Origin of the sequence: Flavobacterium sp. CF136 (genome assembly GCF_000282055.1) — a bacterium.
Classification (GTDB): Bacteria; Bacteroidota; Bacteroidia; order Flavobacteriales; family Flavobacteriaceae; genus Flavobacterium.
This window is the reverse complement of sequence record NZ_AKJZ01000040.1, coordinates 132,683-159,639: the sequence shown is the minus strand read 5'-3', so window position 1 is coordinate 159,639 and position 26,957 is coordinate 132,683. Positions and strand designations below refer to the sequence as shown.

General features: G+C 34.0%; 20 protein-coding genes. 9 read left to right on the top strand and 11 right to left on the bottom strand.

Features of this window, described 5'->3' with window-relative positions; genetic code table 11:
- Positions 1-31: 31 nt before the first annotated feature.
- The 5 genes from PMI10_RS12920 to PMI10_RS12900 form a co-directional block, all read right to left on the bottom strand.
- Complete coding sequence (locus PMI10_RS12920) at positions 32-1,648, bottom strand: arabinan endo-1,5-alpha-L-arabinosidase (RefSeq protein WP_007808572.1); 1,617 nt, start codon at positions 1,646-1,648, stop codon at positions 32-34.
- 12 nt (positions 1,649-1,660) lie between these two features.
- The gene (locus PMI10_RS12915; protein WP_007808571.1) at positions 1,661-3,208 is read right to left on the bottom strand and encodes an alpha-N-arabinofuranosidase; all 1,548 of its coding nucleotides are present in this window, start codon (positions 3,206-3,208) and stop codon (positions 1,661-1,663) included.
- A 57-nt stretch (positions 3,209-3,265) separates the two neighbouring features.
- Entirely contained in the window at positions 3,266-4,267 is a 1,002-nt protein-coding gene (locus tag PMI10_RS12910) for an arabinan endo-1,5-alpha-L-arabinosidase (protein WP_007808570.1), read from the bottom strand.
- A 128-nt stretch (positions 4,268-4,395) separates the two neighbouring features.
- Positions 4,396-5,958, bottom strand: a complete 1,563-nt coding sequence (locus tag PMI10_RS12905; protein ID WP_007808569.1) for a RagB/SusD family nutrient uptake outer membrane protein — start codon at positions 5,956-5,958, stop codon at positions 4,396-4,398.
- 29 nt (positions 5,959-5,987) lie between these two features.
- Positions 5,988-9,029, bottom strand: a complete 3,042-nt coding sequence (locus tag PMI10_RS12900) for a SusC/RagA family TonB-linked outer membrane protein (protein WP_007808568.1) — start codon at positions 9,027-9,029, stop codon at positions 5,988-5,990.
- 556 nt (positions 9,030-9,585) lie between these two features.
- Here PMI10_RS12900 and PMI10_RS12895 point away from each other — a divergent pair.
- Positions 9,586-10,275 carry an NUDIX hydrolase gene (locus tag PMI10_RS12895; RefSeq protein WP_007808567.1) on the top strand — a complete coding sequence of 230 codons (690 nt, stop codon included), beginning with the start codon at positions 9,586-9,588 and terminating at the stop codon, positions 10,273-10,275.
- A 169-nt stretch (positions 10,276-10,444) separates the two neighbouring features.
- Here the strand turns inward: PMI10_RS12895 and fsa are convergent, their stop codons facing one another.
- The 3 genes from fsa to PMI10_RS12880 form a co-directional block, all read right to left on the bottom strand.
- Entirely contained in the window at positions 10,445-11,101 is a 657-nt protein-coding gene (gene fsa, locus PMI10_RS12890) for a fructose-6-phosphate aldolase (protein ID WP_007808566.1), read from the bottom strand.
- Between the two features lie 23 nt (positions 11,102-11,124).
- Entirely contained in the window at positions 11,125-13,167 is a 2,043-nt protein-coding gene (locus tag PMI10_RS12885) for a transketolase family protein (RefSeq protein ID WP_007808565.1), read from the bottom strand.
- Positions 13,168-13,430: 263 nt separating this feature from the next.
- Positions 13,431-14,429, bottom strand: a complete 999-nt coding sequence (locus PMI10_RS12880) for a GntR family transcriptional regulator (protein WP_007808564.1) — start codon at positions 14,427-14,429, stop codon at positions 13,431-13,433.
- Between the two features lie 101 nt (positions 14,430-14,530).
- Here PMI10_RS12880 and PMI10_RS12875 point away from each other — a divergent pair, with 101 nt between their 5' ends.
- The 5 genes from PMI10_RS12875 to PMI10_RS12855 all read left to right on the top strand — a co-directional run bounded on the left by PMI10_RS12875 (position 14,531) and on the right by PMI10_RS12855 (position 21,022).
- Complete coding sequence (locus PMI10_RS12875; RefSeq protein ID WP_007808563.1) at positions 14,531-15,580, top strand: aldose epimerase family protein; 1,050 nt, start codon at positions 14,531-14,533, stop codon at positions 15,578-15,580.
- 262 nt (positions 15,581-15,842) lie between these two features.
- The gene (gene galK, locus PMI10_RS12870) at positions 15,843-17,015 is read left to right on the top strand and encodes a galactokinase (protein WP_007808561.1); all 1,173 of its coding nucleotides are present in this window, start codon (positions 15,843-15,845) and stop codon (positions 17,013-17,015) included.
- A complete protein-coding gene (locus PMI10_RS12865) occupies positions 17,015-18,064 on the top strand; it encodes a UDP-glucose--hexose-1-phosphate uridylyltransferase (protein WP_007808559.1) in 1,050 nt (349 codons plus the stop codon). Before galK ends, PMI10_RS12865 begins: the two co-directional genes overlap by 1 nt.
- Positions 18,065-18,068: 4 nt before the next feature.
- Entirely contained in the window at positions 18,069-19,082 is a 1,014-nt protein-coding gene (gene galE / locus PMI10_RS12860) for a UDP-glucose 4-epimerase GalE (RefSeq protein WP_007808557.1), read from the top strand.
- 254 nt (positions 19,083-19,336) lie between these two features.
- Entirely contained in the window at positions 19,337-21,022 is a 1,686-nt protein-coding gene (locus tag PMI10_RS12855) for a sodium/sugar symporter (protein ID WP_007808554.1), read from the top strand.
- Positions 21,023-21,067: 45 nt separating this feature from the next.
- On the opposite strand, the gene PMI10_RS12850 is transcribed toward PMI10_RS12855, so the two are convergent.
- Together PMI10_RS12850 and PMI10_RS12845 are read right to left on the bottom strand one after the other, a co-directional pair.
- The gene (locus PMI10_RS12850) at positions 21,068-21,508 is read right to left on the bottom strand and encodes a LexA family protein (protein WP_007808552.1); all 441 of its coding nucleotides are present in this window, start codon (positions 21,506-21,508) and stop codon (positions 21,068-21,070) included.
- Positions 21,499-22,773 (bottom strand): Y-family DNA polymerase, encoded by a 1,275-nt coding sequence (locus PMI10_RS12845; protein ID WP_007808550.1) that lies wholly within the window; start codon positions 22,771-22,773, stop codon positions 21,499-21,501. Before PMI10_RS12845 ends, PMI10_RS12850 begins: the two co-directional genes overlap by 10 nt.
- A 188-nt stretch (positions 22,774-22,961) precedes the next feature.
- Between PMI10_RS12845 and PMI10_RS12840 the strand changes: the two genes are divergently transcribed.
- Together PMI10_RS12840 and PMI10_RS12835 are read left to right on the top strand one after the other, a co-directional pair.
- Positions 22,962-23,303 carry an L-rhamnose mutarotase gene (locus PMI10_RS12840; protein WP_007808548.1) on the top strand — a complete coding sequence of 114 codons (342 nt, stop codon included), beginning with the start codon at positions 22,962-22,964 and terminating at the stop codon, positions 23,301-23,303.
- A gap of 117 nt (positions 23,304-23,420) precedes the next feature.
- Positions 23,421-24,026: a hypothetical protein gene (locus tag PMI10_RS12835; RefSeq protein WP_007808546.1), complete on the top strand. Its 606-nt coding sequence runs from the start codon at positions 23,421-23,423 to the stop codon at positions 24,024-24,026.
- 17 nt (positions 24,027-24,043) lie between these two features.
- Here PMI10_RS12835 and PMI10_RS12830 read toward each other — a convergent pair whose 3' ends face one another.
- On the bottom strand, positions 24,044-25,306 hold the full coding sequence (locus PMI10_RS12830; protein WP_007808543.1) for an NAD(P)/FAD-dependent oxidoreductase: 1,263 nt from the start codon (positions 25,304-25,306) through the stop codon (positions 24,044-24,046).
- A gap of 101 nt (positions 25,307-25,407) precedes the next feature.
- On the opposite strand from PMI10_RS12830, the gene hutH reads away from it, so the two are divergent.
- A complete protein-coding gene (gene hutH, locus PMI10_RS12825) occupies positions 25,408-26,928 on the top strand; it encodes an HAL/PAL/TAL family ammonia-lyase (protein ID WP_007808541.1) in 1,521 nt (506 codons plus the stop codon).
- The last annotated feature ends 29 nt before the right edge of the window (positions 26,929-26,957 follow it).

Below are 26,957 nucleotides of genomic sequence, written 5' to 3'. Positions count from 1 at the left end.
CCCTCTCTGAAATGAAAGGGCCGTTTATTTTTTAATTTATTTTTTTACCCCAAACTGGCACACCAGCTGCAGTAAGTCCAGAATAGCTTATAGTTACTTTTCTGGTAGCTGATTCCCAATCCCAGGCATCACTTACTTTGCATTTTACACCATTTACGGTTAATGTTTTAGCAGTACTGTCATACGACCAGGTACCAGAAGCACCTCCACTCACTTTTTTGTCAGCCGTTAAGTAAATAGTAACTGATTTTTGAATGACTGCATATTGGTAATTCATTGTAATTTGTTCCCAGGTCCCAATAAAAGAAGATTCTGTAATAGTCGTTTCCGGTACAGCTGCATATCTTTCAGCATCAACTACAGGCCAGCCGTCTTCTGTCCATTTTATGGCACGAACGTGTCCCATCATAAGAGCATTTGACGCATTGATCCCGGGTACATCCTTAGGCAAACGAGCCTGTGATGCATAATACCATTGTTTGGTATCCGGGTTTTGAAAAACAGAACAATGAGAAAATCCAACCCATCCGGTATGATTATTGAATCCATAAGGATGCGTAAGCATTGGCCAACAATCAGCTCCGTTAGTTACATTGGCTCCGTTGATTCCTAAGAAAGGACCTGTAATGCTTTTGGAACGGCAAACTCTGGTGTTGTAAGGAACATCCAAACCATCATATGCCAGGAAAAGATAATAATATTGATTATCCGGATTGTATATAATTTCCGGTCCTTCGGAAGCCTGCCAACGACTTGTAGCGTTTCGGGATGCTATACGGGTTCCATAATCACTCAAGGTTTTCAATTGATCCGGTTTTCCTGTGGCTGGATTCAATTTTAGTAATGCAATGCCCGAATGCCAGGAACCATAAATTAGGTATTGATCTCCCTCAGGAGTTTCTGTAAAAGTTGGATCGATAGCATTAAATTTGAAATAAGCATTTTCCCAATTTCTGGTTCCTGTAAAAGAATATGGCTTTACTCCATCAGGTTCAGAACATACTACCATTCCTTTGTCCACCCATACATTTGTTGCTAAATCGTCAGATTCCGCCAATCCGATAAAAGCTCTTTCTGACCATGAAGTTTCAAAACTGGTTCCAACAATTGGCTCGTCTACTACAATGCTGTAATACATTCGGTATTTACTGCCAACTTTCTTGATGTAGGGTGCCCAATAACCATATCTGGGATTTTCAATTGCAGGTAAAGCAGGAGACATTCTTGCTCTTTTATTATTCAGGGAATCTTTTACCCAGGCAGGGGCTGTGACCATAGCCGATCCCATATATTCCCAGGTAACAAGGTCTTTAGAACGTCTGTAAGGGTAATGCCCGTGACCATCATGTGCATTCCCATAGGAGGCATCTGTTTGATACATATAGTAATACTCACCACATTTTTCTACAGATGGATCGTGTACATTGGCTAAATTCCATTGTGCCCTGCTGTTCCAGGAAGAAATAGAAATATAATTATCCGCATATGTTGGTCCTGGAAAACCAGGCTGCAACACAGGCGGCTCCACTACCGGAGGATCTGTATTTTCAGTTGCAGGGTCATCACTTGAACAACTTACTGCAGCAAAAAGAAATAAAAAAAGCCCAAAACAGGAAGCGATTTTTAAAATGGAATTTGATTTTTTCATTTTTTTATTTTTTTATTTTCCTTCTAAAACAACTACTGAGAAAGGAGGAATCGTGATTTCTAGTTTTCCTTTTTTATTCTCGAAGCCTTTGAAAACAGTTGGTACTATTTTGTTTGGAGTTTCGAATGAATTATAATCCTGCAATTTTGCTGATGTGATAATTTTTCCTGTAAAGTTTTTAACTCCAAGGTCTTTCACATCAATCTCTACTTTATTATTATTTTTTGCATCTACATTTACCAGTGAAATATGAACTGATCCACTTTTATCTTTTGAAGCCGATACTGATATTGCAGGAAGTGTTTCTCCGTTAAAAGTATACGTTGGCGAATTAAAACTTATTGGTAATAATTTTGCATCCTGATGTACACTATATAACTGCATCACATGATAAGTAGGCGTTAAGATCATTTTTGCTTTATCAGTAAGGATAACTGCCTGCAATACATTCACACATTGAGCCAGATTCGCCATACGAACCCTGTCAGCATGGTTATTGAAAATATTAAGCGTTGATCCGGCTAAAACTGCATCTCTCATCGTGTTTTGCTGATATAAAAATCCAGGATTTGATCCTTTTTCAACTTCATACCAGGCGCCCCATTCATCTACAATCATTGCTACCTTTTTATCAACATCATACTTATCCATAATAGCTGAATGTTTGGTAACCAATTCTTCCATTTTTAAGGCAGATTTCATAGTTTGAAAATACTGATCTTCCGTAAAATCAACTCCATCTCCTTTTTTATCCCAATTGATTACAGCATAATGGTGAACACCAACTCCTCCTAACATATTTAGAGGAATATTTTTCATTAAAACTTCAGTCCAATGATAATCTGCACTATTTGATCCGGAAGCAATACGGGTAATTCCTCCTGTGTTTTCCCAATCTGACATAAATGTGGCAAATTTTCTATATTCATCAGCATAATATTCTGCAGTCATATTTCCGCCACATCCCCAGGCTTCATTACCGATTCCCCAGAATTTAACTTTCCAAGGTTCAGTTCTTCCATTTTTTTTACGCAAATCGCTCATAGGGCTTTTACCGCTAAAATTCGCATATTGCACCCAATCAGATAATTCCTGAACGGTTCCGCTGCCTACATTTCCAGATAAGTAAGGTTCTGCTCCAAGTAATTCACACATATTTAAGAAATCATGTGTCCCAAAACTGTTGTCTTCTGTTACACCACCCCACCATTTATTTACGATAGTTGGTCTTTGTTCTTTCGGACCAATACCATCTTTCCAATGATAGGTGTCTGCAAAACATCCGCCCGGCCATCTTAAATTTGGAATTTTTAATTCTTTTAAAGCTTTAACAATATCATTTCTAACTCCGTTTGTATTTGGAATTTTTGATGTGTCTCCAACAAAAAAACCTCCGTAAATAGAACGACCCAAATGCTCAGCAAAATGACCATAGATATTTTTATTAATAATTGGAGCCTTGTCATCATTTTTTAATGTAACAATAGTGGTCTCTTTTTGAGCGAAAGTAATTTGATTACAAAATGTAAAAACAAATAAAATTAAAAACGTTTTTTTCATGTTATAGATAAAGTTATAAAGAGGAAAGTTAATAAAACTTTCCTCTGAATATTAATTTTAATAAGAAAGGGTTGGCCATCCTGATGACCATGTAAAATAAACAATTTCCAGTTTAGGGTTACCGCTATCAGCACCGTCATAATAATGGACAGCTCCTTTTTGGGTTCCGACAATTCTGGACAAATGACCTGGTCCGATATAATTTCCTTGTGTGGCCAAAACTGTTGTTCCGCCGCCACTTGTTAAAGACACTCCATTTTTGTCAACAAAAGGTCCAAACGGACTTGTTGAGCGGCCTACTACAATATAATAAGTACTATTCACTCCCTGACAACAATTACCTCTGTTAACAAACATATAATAATAACTGCCTTCTTTAATCAGACAAGGAGCTTCCCATGAAGCACTATTTCCTCCGGCAACAATAGTTCTTGTTCCTGTTGGTTTACCTGTAGAAGCGTTAATCTGAACCACGCCTATACCAGCATGCCAGGAACCATAAGCCATATATACATTTGAACCATCTACTAAAATCGAAGGGTCAATTGCATTTACATCTGAAGAAGAACTTGATGATACTACTACTCCTCTGTCTGTCCAGGTTGTTCCTGCACTTTGAGAAATAGCGGGTGTAGTTACTAAACCAATTGCAGAAGTAGCCGAACCAAATGTAGAACAAGAGTAATACATGTTCCAACGATTATTAAACCAGGCTACATCGGGTGCCCAAAATGTTTTGGTAAAACCCGGAACATATCCAGTAATCCAACTTGGGGTTGAAGTAAATACTGATGTGCCCCAGGCCCAGTTTGTTAAATTCGTTGAATATGTCATCGGGATATTATCTCCTGTAGTAAAAACATAATAATTAACCCCGCTTTTTACAATGGTACTGGGATCGTGTGAAGGTACATTTCCGGCAACTGTTTTTGCCGTTATATTTGTAATCTGAGAATCTTTAGTGACTGCATTTGTTTCCTGATCTGAAGAAATAACATCTTCATTTTGACAACTTCCTAATAATATTGCTAATAAAACCAAACTTGTTATTGTTTTCATTGTGATATAATTTTTTAGTTACTGCTTAAATTCACTTCTCTGTATTTCAATTCTTTTAAAAAACATAATATCACATAGCAATTTTAAGCCGCCACATGATATTATGCATTCTACTAACTCAAAAAATATTAATAACTGTCATTCTGTATTGTTCCAGGATTATTATCCTTTTCTGTTTGCGGTATTGGGAAAAATTCTCTTCCTGGCAAATATGAATTAAATTCAGCATCTCTTGATTTTAACCAGGCTAATTTAGTAGCATCCTGTAGCCATCCCCAACGACGAATATCATCAAAACGGTGACCTTCAAGAGGGAATTCAAGAAATCTTTCATGACCAATTTGTTCTCTCATTTGTTCTTTAGTCAACCCAGGTTTAGCAGTAGCTAAATTTGGCAAACCAACTCTGTCTCTCACTTTCTGAATATAAGTATAAGCTCCCGGAGTATCACCTGTTTCATTTAAACATTCAGCATACATTAGAAGAATATCAGCATATCTAAGCAAACGCTCGTTGATACCAGAACGCCAATCAAATTCATCACCATAATTTCCATCAGAATTTTGATATTTTCTACAGAATAAGTCATTTAAGTCTCCTGGGTTTGCAGCATAGAAAGTAGCAAAATCTTTACCGTATAATTGCATCCCTCCAGGTTTGTTATAAAAAACTGTAGCATCTAAACGAGGGTCTACCTGATTCGAAACTGTTTTTTCTTCCTGATATTCATTAAACAAAGCCCATGTTGGCTGTACGTCTGTCCATCCAAAACCTCTTGGCGCGTAAGTAATCGCTCTTGCTGAAGTTTTTCCCCATCCTGTCGCTGGGGCTCCACCCCAACCTAAATCAACTCCTCCAGCATCTCTGCTAAACTGTACTTCGAATAAAGACTCTGAGTTATTCTCGTTCGTATCTGTAAAGTTATCTCGATAGTTTGAAACCAAAGAGTAAACTCCTAAATCGATTACTTCTTTGAAAGTTGTTTTAGCGTTATCAAAATCTTTAGTAAACAAATATGCTTTTCCTAAATATCCTAGTGCAGCCCCTTTTGTAGCACGCCCTTTTTCTCCTGCATCTACTCCTGTAACATTATCATAAGAAGGTGGTAATAATTCTGCTGCTGCTTTAAAATCGGCGATTACTTGTGTCCAGCCTTCAGCTTGAGTTTTTTGAGGGTAAAAAGTTGCTAACGTTGTAGGCAACGGTACATTTTTGAACATATTTACGGCATGAAACAAATATAATCCTCTTAAAAAATAGGCCTGCCCTAAAATTCTGTTTTTTAGTCCTGCATCTGTCATTGCTATACCTGGTACATTTGTCAAAACCTGATTGGCGCGATAAATTCCCTGATAGTATGTTTCAAATGCCCATCCATAAATAGCGGCATCTGTAACATTTGAATTAAAACGTCCTACATTAGCCATCGAACCCCATGGACTATTACTACGGGTATCATCCCCTTTTAAGTCTAATAAAAGTGGTGTACTTCTCATATAAGTACCGTCTGTCAGTAAACTTCCATAAGCAGCATTTACTCCTCGTAAAGCATCATCATCTGTTTTCCAATATGACGCCGCAGTTTCAACATTTGGATCTGCCTGTACTAAATCTTCATCATTCACACAGCTTGTCATTACGACAGAAAGTGAAAAGAAAATTGTGATATAATTATATATTTTATATTTCATTTTGATTCTTTTTAATTGTTTTGTCTTTTTTAAAACTGTACTTCAACTCCTAAAGAAATAGTTCTTGGATTTGGGAAAGATCCCGCATCATATCCTCTTGAAAATAATCCGTCATTACTGTTAAAATCCGGATCATAGCCTTTGTATTTACTAATAATTAACAGGTTTTGTCCGTTAACATAAATATTTGCGTTTTTAATAAATTTATCTTTTAACGGAATTGTATATCCGATTTGCATAGTTTGCAATTTCACATAATTTCCGCTTTCAATAAATCTATTTGAATCTCTTGCATTTCCATTTGGATCTCCTATAATTGGACGAGGAACATTCGTATTAGTATTGGTTGGTGTCCAATAATTCAACTCATCTGTATGATGATTTCCATAATCTCCAATCATTAAATTACGATACATTGCATTGAATACTTTATTTCCTCCTGCTCCTTGCCAAAACATTGAAAAATCAAAGTTTTTATATTCTGCACTGAAGTTGAAACCATAACTGTATTTTGGAATTGTAACTCCTTGGTATGTTCTATCTGCATCAGTAATAGCACCATCGCCGTTTACATCTTTAAATTTCTGATCACCAATTCCTGCATTACTTTGTGTTGGAGAAGATGCTAAATCAGCTGCATCCTGAAAAATACCATTTGTTTCCCAAGCAAAAATTTCACCAATTGATCTGCCTACTTCTGTTTTTGCAGCTGCTCCATATATAGGATTTCCATTAATTCCAATTTGAGTTACTTTATTTTTTAAAGTCCCTAAATTTGCAGAGATGTTGTATTTAAATTTATTATGACGGTTATTATAAGTAGCTGTAAACTCTAAACCTGTATTTTTTACTGCTCCTGCATTTGTTACAACACTTGCCGGAAATGCTCCTGTTGAAAAAGGTAATGGTACACCAATTAATAAATCCGTTGATTTTTTTTGATAATATTCTCCAGTAAATTGAAGATCATTATTAAAAAACCCTAACTCAAGAGCTACATTCGCTGTACTTGTATTTTCCCAGTGTACATTTGGATCAACTGCACTAACCACCGTTGTTCCCGGAGCAAGCTCATTATTAAAATCGTAACCTGCAAATTTGTTTATTGTAGTAGTATATGCGTATGGCCCTATTGTATTATTTCCTAGTTCACCATAACCACCTCTTACTTTAATCGTATTAAACCATTTTGGTAAGTGTAAGAACTTTTCATTGCTAATTTTCCAGGCTCCTGAAAAAGAGTAGAAATTACCTGTATTATTCTCCGGAGCAAAAAGCGATGTTTTATCTTGTCTGAAGTTTCCGGTAACAAAATAACGGTCATCATAAGAATAATTCAATCTGCTTAAATAAGAAATACCTGTAATGGTTCTGTTATATTCACCTGCACTAATGTCTACAGTAGCATATTCAATCTGACTGATACTGCCATATTTATATCCTGTTCCTTTTGACCAGTGATTATAATTATCTGTTCTCTCTTGAATCCAACCTGCCAAAGCATCAATTTTATGCTTCCCTAATGAAACTTCATAGGTTAATAAATTATTCAAAAATGTTCTTGATTCATGACCTGTAGAAACATCTAATGTAGCTTCATCTGCTTTAGTGATATAATACCATCCTAAATCACTCTCCGGAATGTATCTTCTGTTTTGCCAATCTACACGGTCAAAACTAGCGTCTAATTTATATTTTAACCCTTTTATAATTTCTACTTCTGCCCAAAGATCCCCTATAAAACGATTTCTTTTCCCATTATTGGTTATTAAATTATTAAAACCTATAACATTCATCGAAATTGCTTTTTGAGTTAAGACGTCCGTACCTCCATAACCTCCAAGTCTGTTAGCATCATAAACCGGCATCGTTGGAATAGCACCTAATAAATCTGCAATAGCTGAAGCACCTGAGTAACTATTAAAATTTTCTTTGTCAGACTGTGTATATCCTAATTTTGCACCATACTTAAATTTACCTTTTTTACCGTATAAATTCAAATTAGTAGATAATCTTTCATATTCCTGCGGCGATTTTAAATAACTGTCGTTCTTAAAATAATCAACATTCAAATTGTAACCTAAACTTTCAGCTCCACCATTGAATGTTAAGGAATGATTTTGAACAATCCCTGTTTGAAAAGCTTCCTTTTGCCAATCTGTATTTACATTATTAATATAATATGGACTTGTAGGATCATTTCCCGGAGCAATAGTAAGACCTTTATTTATCTCAGCCGCAGTAGTAATTTTTTGGTAACCTGCTCTGTCTGTCAAAGACCATTCTTTTGCAACATTTTGAAACCCTACAATTGATTTGTATTTAATATCTAACTTTCCTGCTTTTCCTTTTTTAGTAGTTATAATAATAACTCCATTGGCACCGCGAACACCATAAATCGCAGCTGAAGATGCATCTTTTAAAACCTGCATAGATTCTATATCTCCCGGGGCAAAATCGTAAGGAGAATCAACTATCATTCCGTCAATAACAAAAAGCGGATTATTATTAGCAAATGAATTAACACCTCTAATTTTAATATTTACAAAACCTCCCGGTTCTCCAGAAGATTGAACGGTAACACCTGCTACTTGACCCTGAAGCATTTTTGCAGGATCATAAGTAACTGTCTTTTTAGCATCTGCCATGTTTACGACACTAATAGAACCCGTAAGATCTCCTTTCTTTTGTGTTCCGTATCCTACAACTACTACTTCATTCAATTTATTAGTATCTTCACCTAAAGCTATATTTACTGTTGATTGTGTTCCTACAGTAACTTCTTGTTTTTGATACCCTAAAAATGAAAAAACTAATACATTGTTTGGTGATGCTTTAATAGAATATTCACCATCAAATCCTGTTGTAACAGCAGTTTTAGTCCCTTTTATCATAATATTTACTCCCGGCAAAGGTAATTTGTCCTGTGCCGAAGTAATAACTCCCTTAATCTCTTTGTCTTGAGCTGACATTTGATTAACAGATAGTAATAGCATTACTAATGCTATGAGCCATTCTTTTTTTGGTAATAAAAAATTCCAATAAAGAAATAATTGTGGTTTTGTTATCATACTAGGTTTTTTAAGTTGGTTAGTGTATAATTATAAGTGTTAATTTTACATTTGTAAATTTAAATAAAAAAAAAGCGCAAAAACAAATTAATATCGTAAAAAAAATCAATGAAAAAAACGCATCTCGTAATTTAAGTGTTAAATCTACATTTAAAACCTGACATTATTTTCAAAAAAATAGCGTTTTGGCCAAATTATTTGTGTAAAATTTACACTTTTAATGAAAAAGCAGATTTTTAAGCAAAAAAAGGATAATTAAAAAAATTATTAAGAAAGACTGATTTTGATTCATTTTTAGATAAAAAGAATTATTTTTTGTACTCAAAATCCTATTTAAAAAAGTTAATTTTTGATTAAAATTCATTTTATATATAAATGAACAAAGCAATTTACGTCAGAGAAGCAATTTATTAGCTAAATAAGATGCCTTGAGTTTGTGAAAAATGCACTTATTTAAGGGTATGTTATGATAAAATTCAGTTAAGTGTTAAAAACACATTAATAAAATTATGAAAGCTATTAGGAAGTTTATATATTTACCGATAAAAAATTGATTATGCTAAACAGTTATAGCTCTGCCGATAAGGTTTTATTAGCGGTAGATTGTATCATTTTTGGGTTTGACCATCAGGGATTAAAGATACTTTTAATCAAAAGGGACTTTGAACCCGAAAAGGGAAAATGGTCTCTGATCGGCGGGTTTTTGAAACGCGATGAGATATTAGACAATGCTGCTATCAGGATTTTGAATACTTATACCGGGTTACACGACATATATATGGAGCAGTTACATTCTTACAGCGAAATTGATCGTGATCCCGTAGACCGAACTATTTCTGTTTCCTATTATGCATTAATTAATATTGAAAACCATAATGCTGAATTAATTAAAAATTATCATGCACAATGGTTTAGTGTTGTCGATGCTCCAAATCTTATTTTTGACCATAACGAAATGGTACAACACGCCATTAGAAGATTGCGTTACAGAACTTCAATAAAACCAATTGGATTTGAATTATTACCTGAAAAATTCACCATGCGACAGTTGCTGGAATTATATGAAGCAATTTTAAGTAAAGAATTAGACAAACGAAACTTTATCAGTAAGATTAACTCCTTGGAAATTTTAAATAAACTGGACGAAAAAGACATGCAATCTTCCAGAAAAGGATCGTATCTGTATACTTTCAACAAAGAAAAATATGAAGAAAAATTACTAAACGATTTTGTACTTAATTTATAGAAAAAGGTTTAGAGCCACAGATTAAAAGGATTATAATGAATTTGCAAAAATCTGCGTACAAACCACATTCAAACTAATAAAAAAACAAAACCCTGAAAGCCTCAAACTTTCAGGGTTTTTACTTCAATAAAAACTACTTATTAAAAAACTAAACTAATTATTCTTATTTTTAGCTATTCCCTTTTTGATAATCGGCTAAAAAAGTAGCCAAACCAATATCTGTTAAAGGGTGTTTTAGTAAACCTTCAATTGCACTCAAAGGCCCTGTAATAACATCAGATCCTGTTTTTGCACAATTAATAATGTGCATTACATTTCTAACAGAAGCCGCCAATATCTGAGTTTCGAAACCATAATTATCATAAATCAATCTGATTTCTTCAATCAAATTCATTCCATCTGTCGAAATATCATCTAAGCGACCGATAAATGGAGATACATAAGTTGCACCTGCTTTTGCAGCCAGCAATGCTTGACCTGATGAGAACACCAATGTACAATTTGTCTTAATTCCTTTATTCGAAAAATATTTAATGGCTTTTACTCCGTCCTTTATCATCGGAATCTTAACCACAATTTGCGGATGCAAAGCTGCTAATTTTTCACCTTCGGCAATCATTCCATCAAAATCTGTTGAAATAACTTCGGCACTTACGTCACCTTCAACCAATTCGCAGATTTTTATATAATGATCCAAAATATTTTGTGCTCCGGTAATTCCTTCCTTTGCCATTAATGACGGGTTTGTTGTAACACCATCTAATACTCCCAAATCATTGGCTTCTTTAATATCTTTTAAGTTTGCTGTGTCTATAAAAAATTTCATGTTTTTTCTTTTATTTTGATGAATTAAAAATTGTTTTCTTTTAAATATTTGATGATTTCTTCAGCAGCATTTTTACTGGTAAAACCGAATTTCTGATCCAAAACAGAAGCCGGAGCAGAATATCCGAAGTGATCCAGTCCAAATACTTTTCCGTTACTTCCAACCAAACTTTCCAGATTAACAGGAAGTCCCGCAGTAAGTCCAAAGACCAATGCTCCTTTTGGAATTACACTTTCCTGATAGGATGCAGATTGTGATCTGAACAATCCTTCGGAAATTATGGAAGCAACATTTATTTTAATCTTGATTGTTTTTTCAATTTCAGCAGCAGCTTCAATAAGAGTTGCTACTTCTGAACCATTTGCAATTAAAGTAATATCAGAATTTGGAGTAGATTTTACCAGATAACCGCCTTTTTTTGCCTGTGAAGCATCATCAAATCTTGAGCTTCCAACTGTTGGAATATCTTTTATATCTTGTCTTGAAAGAATTAAACCTGTTGGTGTTTTCTTATTTTCAAGTGCCATTTGCCAGGCTACAGAAGTTTCAACAGCATCTGCAGGACGCAAAGCCAATAAACTTTGGTCTCCGGAATGATTTTTAATTTTTTCCAATAATCGAATTTGTGCTTCCTGCTCAATTGGCTGATGCGTAGGTCCGTCTTCCCCTACACGGAAAGAGTCATGTGTCCAGACATATTTTACCGGTAATTCCTGAATTGCAGCCAAACGAATTGCCGGTTTCATATAATCAGAAAAAACGAAAAATGTTGCCACTACTGGAATTACTCCACCATGAAGTGCAATTCCGTTAGCAATTGCAGCCATCGTCAATTCAGCAACTCCAGCTTGTAAAAACCCTCCGTTGAAATTATTTTTTTGTAAAACTGATGATTTTTTTAAGAAACCATCTGTTTTATCACTATTTGATAAATCTGCAGAAGATACGATCATATTTTCTACATTTTCAGCCAAATATCCTAAAACTGCAGCAGAAGCATCACGGGTTGCAGCATTTGGTTTTTGAGTTATACTGCTAAAATCTAAAGCTGGTAAATCTCCTGAGAAAAACTGTTTCATTTTTTGTGCTAATGCAGAATTTTTACTTTCCCACACTGCAATTTGCGATTTTCTATCAGCCGCTTCTTTTGTTTTTTGTGCTAAAATAGTTTCATAATAAGTCGCAACTTCTTCATAAACAGCAAATGAATCTTCAATTTTTGCACCTAAATTTAATAGTGTTTTATCAAAATCAGCTTTTGTGGCACCAATTGGTTTTCCGTGTAATTCGCACTGTCCTTCATACATTGTTCCATCAGCAGTAACACAACCTTTGCCCATTATCGTTCTTCCAATAATCAAGGTTGGTTTTTCCGATTCGTTATGCGCATCCGTTAAGGCGCTACGGATTTGAGTATGGTCATGACCATCAATTGTGATAACATTCCATCCCCATGATTTATATTTCATTGCTGTGTTTTCAGTCGTAACCTCATCTGTCATTGAGGACAATTGCACATCATTTGAATCGTAAAACATAATAAAATTATTCAATCCCAAATGTCCCGCTATACGTCCTGCACCTTGCGAAATTTCTTCCTGAACACCACCGTCTGTTATAAAACCATAAATTTTATGATCAAATAAATTCTCAAATCTTGCCGATAAAAATTTGGCTGCAATTGCAGCTCCAACACCCATTGCATGTCCTTGTCCTAATGGTCCGGAAGTATTTTCAACACCACGTTTTACATCAATTTCAGGATGCCCCGGTGTAACAGAACCCCATTGTCTGAAATTTTGAAGATCTGATTTTTCATAATTCCCCAACAAATGATATTGTGCATACATTAAAGCTGAAAGATGACCCGCATCCATAAAAAAGCGGTCTCTAAAAATCCAATGCATATCAGTTGGATCATATTTTAAATATTCGGAATATAAAATGTGCATAAAATCAGCTCCTCCCATTGATCCTCCCGGATGTCCTGAATTTGCCTTTTCTACCATCGAAATGGCTAGAGCCCTTATATTATCTGCGGCTAATTGGTCTATTTTGTTGTTCATTTCTAAGTTATAATTTAAAAACTAATTGGTTTTGTTTATAGTGGTTTAATGATTTGTTTCAACTGAATCTTAAATAGAAATCATTTTCTATTCTGAAGTAAAATCAAATTAAATAATAAGTGTAAAATTTACATTTACAAATGTATGTAAAATAATTTCACAAAAACAAAAAATTATTTCCTTATTTTTTTTATTAATTTTTTGATGATTTAATAAGCAGAAATAAAATTAAGTACCATATAACCAATTAACCGGGAAATAACTTAGAGCGAGTTACGCATAATCAAAGAGGATTTATTTTCGATTTGTTCATTTTTACTTTTAAGAACCATTTCGGCTAAAATTTTCCCCATGGCTTCAAAATGTGTTGATATTGTTGTAATTCCCTGCGCTACAACTTTTTTTAGCGGTGTTTCATTATAGGAAATAATTCCAAAATCCAAGCCCAGTTTTAAATTATGGTTTCTGGCATTTTCGATTACCATAACGAGATCTCTATCATTAGGAATAACATATAAATCTCCGGTTGAAATCTCCCTGTCTTTAAATTCAGTTATAATTTCATATTCAAAATCATATTCAGCACAAAAATTTTCAAAGCCGATTTTCATTCCAAGAGGTTCTCTGAATCCCGGAAAAATCAAAATAAGCTTTTCGTATTTACTCAGTCTTGATTTTCCTTTATACAATCCTTCAAAAATGTCTTTTTTATGATTTTGGTAAATAGCAGGATATGATTTTAAATCCGGATTAGTCTGATCTAATATAATCACTTCATTTACTGGTAGGGTTTTTATGCTATCAACTATATCGATTAAGTTAGTCGGCATAATTATATACTTGGTATAATTTCCGTTGCTGTCATTTATCAGTTTTTTGAATACCGGAACATTAAAATGATGAAAAAATATATCGACCTGAACGTTTTTTCCGATATTTTTTAAAAAGGAATTATAAATGTCTTCCTTAAAAATATTTAACTCATCAAACAACAAAAATATCTTTTGTTTTATAGTGATTTCTACACTTTTAACGTAATAGCCTTTTCCTGGTATAGCATAAATAATACCCCTTTTTTTGAGCTCATCATACCCTTGCAAAACAGTGTCACGAGATAATGAGAAAGCCAGACAAACCTTATTCACAGAAGGAAGGCGATCACCTTTTATCAGCTTTTCTTCTTCGATTGCCTTTTCAATCGATAGAATTATCTGTTTATATTTTGGTAAACCAAGATTATTTTGGATAGAAATAATATTCATACGGCAATGATTTTTTGTGCAATATACAAAAACTGGTAGGTACTGGTATGTTTTATTGGTGAATATTTATACTTTTGGCCTCCTACTTTTAATAAAAATCAATGAAAACAACATCATTCACAGAGTCTCCAGATGAATTTGCTTTACAATTATTTGGTAAAAAAACAAACGATATTTCTGTACATTCATATATACTAGAGAATAAAAATGGAATGCAGGCGGAGGTAATTACATACGGGGCAACCATTAAAAGTTTAAAAATCCCTGTAAATAATAAATTAATAGATGTTGTTTTAGGCTTTAATGATTTAGATTCTTACATAAAGTCTTATGATTTGCCAAGTGCTCCTTATTTTGGAACAACTGTTGGGCGTTATGCCGGAAGAATACACAAAGGTAGTTTTAGTTTGAATAATAAAATATTCCAGTTAAACCAAAACAACAACGAAAATACTTTGCATGGCGGATTTGTTGGTTTCGGCAGAAAAATATGGAATGTTGCCAATATAACAATCGGTGAAAATCCTTCGATAACATTATCCCTTTTGAGTGAAGATTCAGAAGAAAATTTCCCGGGAGAATTGCAGGTAGCTTTAACTTATATACTTACCGAAGAAAACGAATTGAAACTGGAATATAAAGCAACAACGACCGAAGACACCATTATAAATCTTACACACCACAGTTATTTTAACCTCAATGGCCACGACTCTGATGTTTTAGACCAGGTTATGTTTATCAATTCCGATAAAATTCTGGAAACTACTGCAGAAGGTATTCCAACAGGGGAATTCACAAGTTTAGCGAGCCATGATTTTGATTTCAGAACATTTAAAAATTGCCCTTCTGTTATTGATAATTCTTTTGTTGTTGAATCAAAAAATGCAGTGGCTGCAAAATTATTCAGTCAGAAAAATAATTTAGAAATGATCGTTTATACGGATCAGCCCAGTGTTCATGTTTATGTTGGGGGAAATTGTTTTAATATTCTGAAAGGAAAAGAAAACACAGATTATCATTCGGCAAGTGGAATTTGCTTTGAAACCCAAAATTTCCCGGATGCTCCCAATCACCAACATTTTCCGAATTCAGTTTTGAAAAAAGGAGATGAATATATTCAAAAAACAACTTATAAATTTCAATCATTATAAACGAATTAAGATTTAGCACACATTCTGACAATGTTTGGAATTCAGGGCAATCACGTGCAAAAGTAAATTTTGGTGGTGATTGGGAAAACGAAATAACTTTTTCCGTAGGTGAAGGAAATGCAGAATTAATTGGTCAAAACCCAATAAAAGCTGAGGCCGGAATTGCAACTATTATCCTTAAAACTAAAAATTTAAAAAAGAAAATAACGCTTAAAGCAACATCAGAAAAATTACAAAACAATACTATTACAATTACAAAATGATGAATGAGATTCTAATACAAAACACCACTGCTTTTTTTGAGAAGTCTTTTGGGACAACTCCTCAAAAAATTGTCCTTTCTCCAGGAAGAATTAATATTATTGGCGAACATATCGATTATAACGACGGTTACGTTTTACCGGCGGCAATTGACAAAATAATCTGTTTTGCTTTTGAGAAAAACAACACTCAAAAATCCAAAATTATCGCTATCGATTTAAATGAAGAATTCGAAATTGACTTAACTCAGAAAATTCAATTAAGTGAAGTCGTCTGGACCAATTATATTCTTGGCGTTATCAAACAATTGCAGGATAATGGTTTTTCTTTCGAAGGATTCAATTGTGTTTTCAGCAGTAATATTCCGGTTGGTTCCGGTTTATCTTCTTCGGCAGCACTGGAATGCGGGATGATTTTTGGTATTAAGGAACTTTTTAACCTTACTATTGAGAAAGTAGATATTTCTTTATTAGGACAAAAAGCAGAACATTGGGTAGGAATCAATTGCGGAATTATGGACCAATTTTCAAGCGTTCATGGTCTTGAAAATAAGGTAATAAAATTAGACTGCAACACTTTGGATTTTGAATATCATAACGCTGATTTCAAAGATTATTCTTTGATTTTGTTTGATAGTAATGTAAAACATTCACTTTTTACATCTGAGTATAATAACAGAAGACTGGAATGTGAAGAAGGGCTTTCTATTATCAGGACTCATTTTCCTGAAATCAAAACTTTCAGGGATTGCAAAGAAGAACAGCTCTTGAGTATTCAGGATAAAATGAGTGAAATTGTTTTTAAAAGAGTTCATTTTGTTGTAAAAGAAATTCGCCGTGTTAGTGAGGCTTGTGAGGCTTTGGATAACGGAAATATTGAACTTTTGGGGCAATTGCTTTTTGACACCCATGACGGATTGTCGAAAGAATATGAAGTAAGTTGTCCTGAACTGGATTTTATAGTTGAACAAGCTAAAAAAGAAGAAACTGTAATCGGATCCCGCTTAATGGGTGGTGGATTTGGAGGATGTGCCATCACTTTAATCAAAAAAGGAAACGAAAAGAATGTAAAAGAAAAGTTTACTAGCCTTTATTTTGATACATTTGGAATTGATTTAAAAATTTATGATGTAAAAATCTCAAACGGAACAACACTTTATAAGACAACAAATTAATGAGAAATTTTGATATTAATGAAGATCCGCACAGACGTTACAATCCATTAATAAACGAATGGGTTTTGGTTTCACCTCATCGTGCAAAACGCCCTTGGCAAGGTCAGAACGAAGCTATTTCAACAGAAAAACTACCTGAATATGACCCAACCTGTTATTTGTGTCCGGGAAATGTTCGTGCAAATGGTATGAACAATCCTAATTATAAAAATTCATTTGTTTTTGAAAATGATTTTGCTGCCATGAAGCAGGATGAAATAATTTATGAAGACGATATTAGACAAACTTTTTTCAAGGCACAGCCCGAAAGAGGTATTTCCAGAGTTGTTTGCTTTTCGCCAAGACATGATCTTACCTTACCGGAAATGGAAATTAAGGATATCGAAAATATAATTCGTACCTGGCAAAAAGAATATACCGATTTAGGCAAAATTGATTATATCAATCATGTTCAGATTTTCGAAAATAAAGGAAGTGTTATGGGGTGCAGCAACCCGCATCCACATGGACAAATCTGGGCTCAGTCATCATTACCTACCCAGGTTGAAAAAACCCAGAAAAACCTAAAATTATATTTTGCTAAAAATAATACCAATCTTTTACAGGATTATCTTCAGGCTGAATTAAAAAAAGATGAACGTATTGTAATAGAAAACGAACATTTTGCAGCATTAGTTCCGTTTTGGGCAATTTGGCCATACGAAACTATGATTATCAGTAAAAGACATATCAGCAAAATTACCGATTTCACATCTGATGAAGTAACTTCTTACGCCATCATTTTGAAACAGCTGACTACGAAATATGACAATCTTTTCAGTACTTCATTCCCTTATTCTTCCGGAATTCATCAGGCTCCGACAGATGGGGAAAAACATGAAGAATGGCAATTTCATATGCATTTTTACCCACCTTTATTACGTTCTGCCAGTGTGAAAAAATTTATGGTAGGTTATGAAATGTTAGGTGAATCACAACGTGATATTACACCCGAAAAAAGTGCTGCCATTTTAAGGGAACAATCAGATATACACTATAAAAAAAAATAGACAGATGAAAATAGTAGTTACTGGTGGGTTGGGTTTTATAGGCTCACACACCGTTGTAGAATTACAAAACGAAAATTTCGAAGTAATCGTAATTGACAATCTTTCTAATTCTTCAATTGAAGTTCTGGACGGTATCGAAAAAATTACAGGAAAAAAACCGCTTTTTGAACAAATAGATTTAAGAGATAAAACTGCTGTTAAGGATTTCTTTAAAAAATATCCTGATGTTTCAGGAGTAATTCATTTTGCTGCCTCGAAAGCAGTTGGTGAAAGTGTTCAGAATCCTTTATTATATTATGAAAACAATATTAGTTCTCTTGTATACATTTTACAGGAACTACAGGAAAAACCTGAAGCTAACATTATATTCAGTTCTTCCTGCACCGTTTATGGCCAGGCCGAAGTAATGCCAATTGCAGAATCAACACCTGTCCAACCGGCAATGTCTCCTTATGGAAATACCAAACAAATCGGAGAGGAAATTATTACTGATGTTACAAAAATCAGCAATCTGAATGCTATTTTATTGCGTTATTTTAATCCTATAGGCGCACATCCATCAAACGAAATTGGCGAATTGCCTCTTGGAGTTCCACAAAATCTGGTGCCTTTTATCACCCAGACAGGAGTAGGATTACGAAAAGAATTATCTGTTTACGGGAATGATTACCCAACTGTAGACGGAACTTGTATCCGTGATTATATACACGTTGTAGATCTTGCGAAAGCACACGTAATTGCAATGCAAAGGTTACTGAACAAAAAAAATTCAGAGAAATTAGAGATTTTCAATCTAGGAACAGGAACAGGAAGCTCTGTACTTGAAGTTATCCATGCTTTTGAAAAAGCAAGCGGCCAGAAATTGCCTTATAAAATTGTTGACAGGAGAGAAGGAGATATTACAGAAGCTTATGCCAATACTGATAAAGCCAATACTGTTTTGGGCTGGAAAACAGAGTTAACATTAGAAGATGCTATCGCCAGTGCCTGGAAGTGGGAACAAAAAATCAGGCAGTAAAAAGTCTAAATACACTGGAAATTATATCTTTTTTGTTATTTAATCCTCTTTTTTGTTACAAATGTAAAAAACACATTTGTTTTTTATTGTCCATAACTATTTTTACTTTACTTTTGATTTTCAATTTAATAAAAAAATAACAAAATTAAAATATATATCGTATTTTTTTCGGATTAAAAAAACTAAATTAACTAGTTTCGCAACTAATAAAACAAACAAAAATCACTTATATTAATTTCAAACATTATTAACAAATGAGCCAGAACCTTGCTTTTGCAGATTATGCAGTATTTATTATCTATTTTATCGTAGTTACCACTTATGGGTATACGATTTATCGCAAACGCGAAAAAAACGAACACGATGCCAAAGCTTATTTTCTTGCAGAAGGAAACCTGACTTGGTGGGCTATTGGAGCTTCATTAATTGCTTCTAATATATCAGCCGAACAATTTATTGGAATGAGTGGTGAAGGTTTCTTTTTAGGAATCGCTGTTGCTGCTTATGAATGGATAGCTGCTATTGCATTGATTATTGTAGCGGTATGGTTCATTCCTGTATATCTTAAAAACAAGATTTATACAATGCCTCAATTCTTAAAAACACGTTACAATGAATCGACAGCGCTGATTATGGCAGTTTTTTGGTTGTTTTTATATGTTTTTGTAAACTTAACTTCAATTTTATATTTAGGGGCTGTTGCTATTAATGGTTTAGCCGGTGGAGAATATCTTCACGTTATCATGGTAGGATTAGCCGTATTTGCCTTATTTATTTCTTTAGGAGGTATGAAAGTTGTAGCCTATACAGACGTTATTCAGGTTGCTGTTTTAATTATTGGAGGTTTAGTAACTTCATACATCGCTCTTACAACTGTTGGACAATATTTTGGAGTAGGTGAAAATGCAATTGCCGGTTTTAAAGTTTTAATGAGAGAAGCTCCTGAGCATTTCAAAATGATTATCCCTAAACCAACTGCAACTTCATCTCAACTTGAGATTGATAAATATTTAACTTTCCCTGGATTATTATCTTACCTTGCCGGTATCTGGATTATTAACTTAAATTACTGGGGTTGTAACCAATACATTACCCAAAGAGCTTTAGGTGCCGACTTACAAACTGCCCGTACAGGTATTTTATTTGCAGGTTTCTTAAAATTATTAATGCCATTAATTGTAATGTTGCCGGGTATTGCTGCTTATGTTTTATACCAAAACGGGCATTTACCACAATTAGTTGGAGGAAAAGACGGAGCTTACTCAGCTGTATTAACGTTTTTGCCAACAGGTTTAAAAGGACTTTCTGTAGCTGCATTAACTGCTGCAATTGTAGCTTCATTAGCGGGTAAAGTAAATAGTATTTCGACTATTTATACTTTAGATATTCATAAAAAATACATTCAAAAAGAAGCTGGCGAAAGACAACAGGTAAATATTGGTAGAATTGCCGTATTTGCTGCAATGCTTTTAGCTGTTTTATTCACTTGGAATGACCTTTTAGGAATTGGTGGAGTTGGTGGATTTACATACATCCAAAAGTATACAGGTTTTATTAGTCCTGGAGTATTTGCTATGTTTATTCTTGGTATGTTCTGGAGAAGAACAACCGGAACTGCAGCAATTGTAGGTGTAATTTTAGGATTTGTATTGTCTGTTTTATTCAACGAATATGCGCCAATGTTATTCGGAAACGAAACATTATTGTACACAGCTTATCCTAACGGTAAAGGTACTTTCGAAATTCCATTCCACATTTGTATGGGATTATCATTCTTCTTTACAACATTAGCGATGATTGCTATAAGTTTTGCCGGACCGAAAATTAATCCAAAAGCTTTTGAATTAGACACTGAAATGTTCAAAGTAAAACCACAAACTACAGTAATGATTGTCATTACACTATTGGTTATTTTTGCTTTGTACGCTAAGTTCTGGTAAAATATCTTTGAGTTAAATAAAAAGTCTGAAACTAAGAATATAGTTTCAGACTTTTTTTATGACATAAGTAACCATTCCCCAAATAATTAATTGGTTTTCTTCGGTAACTTTTATGGGTTTGTAATCCGGATTTTCGGGCATAAGATACAAACAGTCTTTTTCGACCTGAATGCGTTTTACGGTAAATTCACCATCGATAAAACAAACCGCAATTTTATTGTTTTGAGGTTCCAGGCTTCTGTCTACCACCAATACATCTTTATCATTTATACCGGCATCAATCATAGAATTGCCTTTGACCCGGATATAAAAAGTAGCGAGAGGATTTTCGCTTAGCTCTTTATTCAGGTCAATACTGGTTTCCATAAAATCTGCAGCCGGCGATGGAAAACCTGCCGAGACTCCTTCATTTATAAAAGGAATTTTAATTTCACTTTCGAAATCAGGCTGAAAAAACGTGAGTTTTTGTTCTTTTTTTACAGACATTTTATTTCGAGAATTTCATTAAACCTGGTCGTATATTTGGGCGACAGATGATTTTGGTTCATATTCCAGGTCAATTTAAGGTTTTGTGTAGCCAGCTTTACTTTTGCATCACCAATTTTATTGTTCAGCTGATCCATTGCTTTCATCAAAGCCAGATGTTTTGGATTTTCCTCATCAAACAATTGAAATTGCTTTTTATCCTCATCAATTAATTCGGTCACAACAACGCCTGCTTTTTTAAACCTGATTCCCTCATTTCCTTTGTGTAATTTCTTCAGTAATTCTATAGCTGCATTCGAAATAGTCAAAGTCGAATTACTTGCATAAGGCAGCGTTACTGCCATATTAAAATAATATTTGGATGCCTTAACCGAATGTTTATCCACTACCAACATTACAATAATAGTATGGCAGCAAGAATTTTGTTTTCGTAGTTTTTCGGCACAAACAGCTGCAAAAGTAGCAATACGTTCTCGCAGTAAATCAAAGTCTGATATTTGTTTAGGAAAACTTCTTGTTGTAGCAATACTCTTTTTTTGCTCGGTAACAGGTTCTAAGTCCAGAACAGATTTGCCTTCCAATTCACATTTCAGACGAAGACCAATAACACCCATTTCTTTCTTAATCCAGGCTTCATGCTGTGGTGCTGTAAAATCGAGGGCTGTAATAATATTTCGAAGTTTAGCTTTTTTTTTAGTGCGATAGCCTATACCCCAAACATCTTCAATTTTTGTCCATTTTAAAGCTTTGATACGTTTTTCTTCCGTATCAATTACATACACACCATTGGTTCTGTACTGAAATTCCTTTGCAATTTTATTGGCTACTTTTGATAATGCCTTGGTTGGGGCAAACCCAATGCAAACAGGAATTCCTACCCATTTTTGAACCCTGGTTTTCATCTGAAGTCCGTAATCATAGTAATCCAAAACGTTTAAACCATCAAAATTAAGAAAAGCTTCATCAATGCTGTAAATTTCTACATTAGGCGTAAACTGACCCAGAATTGCCATCACCCGATTGCTCAAATCACCATACAGCGGATAATTGGATGAAAACAATTTGACATTTTTCTCTTTTACCAATTCCCGAATCTTAAATGCAGGCGCACCCATTAAAACACCGGCTTCCTTTGCTTCATTGCTTCTGGAAATCACACAACCGTCATTGTTAGATAATATAGCAACAGGTTTTCCGTTGAATTTCGGCTGAAAAACACGTTCACAGGAAGCATAAAAATTATTACAATCGACTAAAGCGTACATATTACAAAATTACAGATTAGTGCAATATGCTTTTGGAAATGAAAGTTAAATTTTAAGCGTTAAATATTCTCTATATAACAAAATTATTTCTACTTTTAATTCATACTCACAGGTTGTTGTTCTTTACAAATTCCTGCTTAGAAACAGAAACCTGAACTATTAAATCATCCACTATAATTTTCAAAAAAATGATTAAACAAAAATTCTGTCTTGCTTTGGATTTAAAAGAAGACGAAACCTTAATTCGGGAATATAAAAAGTTACATGAAAACGTATGGCCTGAAATAATTGACAGTATTAAAAATTCAGGAATTACTGTTTTAGATATTTATTGTACCGGAAACAGATTGTTTATGATTATTGAAGCCGATGCAGGTTTTACATTTGAGAAAAAATCGGCAATGGATGAAAATAATGCGAAAGTCCAGGAATGGGAGACTTTAATGTGGAAATTTCAACAGGCTTTGCCTTGGGCAAAACCAAATGAAAAATGGATTTTAATGGATAAGATTTTCGAAATACCTCAATAATCATTACAAAAAGCGTTATGTTTTGAGGCTAAAAAATAAAACAAACCGGAATGAAATTTAATCCTTAAAAATTAAATAAAAAACTTACATTTGAATTTTAACTTAAACCTATTCTTTATGAAAAAAACAGTATTTGCATTATTATTCTTTACCGGACTTACATTTGCTCAGGACATGAATGTCGTAAGCGGAAATTTTGATTTTTTAAAAAACCAAAAAGAAATCAACGTAGAATTTGATTATAGTAGTTTTACTATGATGAAAGAAAAAAAATCCGAAGCTCAATATGTTGAAGAAAGAACAGCCGAATTAAATGAAAAATTAAAAGGAAACGGAAACATCTGGAAAAAGAAATGGGAATCCTCTAAAGAATTAATCTGGACTCCAAAGTTTTTAGAATTAATAAATGTTGTTTTAGTTAAAGAAAAAAAAGATGTTAGTTTTCAGGAAGGATTAACCACTCCTTATACTTTGATAGTAAAAACCGTTTGGATTTATCCAGGTTGGGATGCCGCAATCATGAAGCAGCCTGCTAAAGTCTCCACAAATTTGAAATTTGTTGAAACAGCTAATAAATCGAATGTCTTGTTGGAAATTTCAAGCGAAGAAGCTCCCGGAGATCAATGGGGAAATAATTTTAGTAATGAATCCAGAATTGGAGAAGGATATGCCAAAACTGCAAAATCACTGGCTAAATTACTTGTGAAAAAAGCATATAAATAATATTCCAAAAAAAAGCCCTAGTTTTCACTAGGGTTTTCTTTTTCTTTCTTTTCCATTTCTAACAGATATGCCATATTCTTAATCACGTTATCATGTTTTTTGACAAATGGATTTTCTTCATTCCAGACATATCCTGCCAAAACTGAGCAAATTTTTTCTTTCACATCCGGGTTTTCAGGTTGATGAAAAAATAATGTCTGCAAATTTCCCGTGTACCATTCTTTCACGTAAGTGGTAAAAACAGCAATTCCGCGTTTCATGTATTCTGTAAATTCAACTTCCCAGTCAACTTCAATTCCCTGCGACTCTTTAAGATATAATTTTGATGCCAGCATTCCTGATTCTGTAGCAAAAGCAACTCCGGATGAGAAAACAGGATCTAAAAATTCTGAGCTGTTTCCTGTCAAGGCAAACCCATCTCCGTACATTCTTTTTACGGCTCTTGAATAATTTTCCAATTTTACAGGATTGAACAAAAACTCCGTTCCCTGAAATCTTTTTATATAATAATCAGAAAGCTGAATGGCATTTTTTAAAGCCTCCGCATTATCTTTATTTTCTGAAAGTGAATTGATAAAATCCGTTGGGCCCACAACTCCCAAACTTGTATTTCCATTAGAAAAAGGAATCACCCATAACCATACTTCAGTTTCCAAAATATCAAAAGAAATCATAGTTCCCTCCTCGCCTTCCGGTCTGTTGATATCTTTTACATGTGTAAATATAGATGAATGAGGATCTAATTTTGATGGCGTATCAAGATCTAAAAGTCTTGGCAATACACGCCCATACCCGCTGGAATCAATGATGAATTTTGCATGAATTTCTTTTAAATTTCCATCTTTATCTTTTACAATCGTTTTAGAATTTTTCCCTTCAAAGGAAACTTCCAAAACCTCCGATTCAAATTCCAGATCAATTCCTTTTCTGATCACTTCCTGCGCCATTGTGTTATCAAAATCAGCCCGGGGTACCTGCCAGGTCCAATCCCAGCCTTCTCCAAATTTTTTACTAAAGTCGAAAACGCAAATTTCTTCTCCTCTTATAAAACGTGCTCCCAGTTTTTTTTCGAAATTCATAGCATCAAGACACTCAAAAAGTTCAGCTTCCGCAAAATGATCCATAACTCTTGGAATAAGGCTTTCGCCAACTACAAGTCTTGGAAACTTTGTTTTTTCTACAACTTTTATCTTAATATTGTTTTTATGAAGGTATGATGCAGATACACATCCCGAAGGTCCTGCACCTATAATTAAAACGTCTACAAACTCCTTTGTCATAATAGAAATGTTATTATTTATTAACTTACATTTGCCTTCATCAAAATAACTACATTTATTTTGATAAATAAAATTAAATTAGCACAATCAAAACCAGTTTAATGAATACAATTAATGAATATTTAAGTTTAGCCGAATTTGAAGCTATTATTTTTGGAAATAATAAAGTTGTAATTAGCGATTTAGTGCTAAATCGTATAAATGAAAGTTTTAATTTCTTAAAAGAATTTTCAGGGAACAAAGTAATATATGGTGTAAATACAGGCTTTGGTCCAATGGCACAATATCGAATTAAAGAATCTGACCAAATTCAGTTACAATATAATTTAATCCGAAGCCACTCTTCCGGAACGGGAAAACCTTTAAGCCCGGTTTGCGCAAAAGCAGCAATTTTAGCTCGTTTAAATTCCTTATCGCTGGGGAATTCAGGTGTTCACTCATCTGTAATCCATTTAATGGCAGAACTTATCAATAGAGATATTACACCATTGATTTTCGAACATGGCGGCGTTGGTGCCAGTGGGGATTTAGTACAATTGTCGCACTTAGCTTTAGTTTTAATTGGTGAAGGCGAAGTTTTTTATAAAGGAGACAGAAGACCAACTCCCGAAGTTTTCGAAATCGAAGGCCTAAAACCAATTCAGGTAGAAATCAGAGAAGGCCTGGCATTGATTAACGGAACTTCAGTAATGACCGGAATTGGAGTGGTAAATGTGCATCATGCCAATAAATTATTAGATTGGTCTTTAAAATGTTCTTGTGCAATAAACGAATTGGTACAGGCGTATGACGATCATTTCTCTGAAGAATTAAACCAAACCAAACGTCATAAAGGACAACAGGAAATTGCTGCAAGAATGAGACAAAATCTTTCAGACAGCACTTTGATCCGTAAAAGAGAAGACCATTTATATTCAGGAGAGAACACTGAGGAAATTTTCAAAGAAAAAGTCCAGGAGTATTACTCATTAAGATGTGTACCTCAAATTTTAGGTCCGGTTTTAGAAACAATAAATAATGTCGCTTCTATTTTGGAAGACGAATTTAACTCGGCAAACGACAATCCGATTATCGACGTAAAAAACCAACACGTTTATCACGGAGGAAATTTTCATGGCGATTATATTTCGCTTGAAATGGATAAACTTAAAATTGTTATTACCAAATTAACGATGCTAGCAGAACGTCAATTGAATTATTTACTAAATTCAAAACTCAACGAAATCCTTCCTCCATTTGTCAATTTAGGAACATTAGGATTTAATTTCGGAATGCAGGGCGTTCAGTTTACAGCAACCTCAACAACTGCAGAAAGTCAGATGTTGTCAAACCCAATGTATGTTCACAGTATCCCCAACAACAATGACAATCAGGATATTGTAAGCATGGGTACAAATGCGGCCGTAATTACCTCAAAGGTAATCGAAAATGCTTTTGAAGTTTTGAGTATCGAAATGATTACAATTGTTCAGGCAATTGATTATTTAGCTCAAAAAGATAAAATTTCATCGGTAACCAAAAAATGGTATGACGATATTCGAAACATAATTCCTGAATTTAAAGAAGATCAGGTAATGTATCCTTTTGTTCAAAAAGTAAAAGATCATCTTATCAATAATTAATTAGTTTTACATATTATTAATCTTGAATC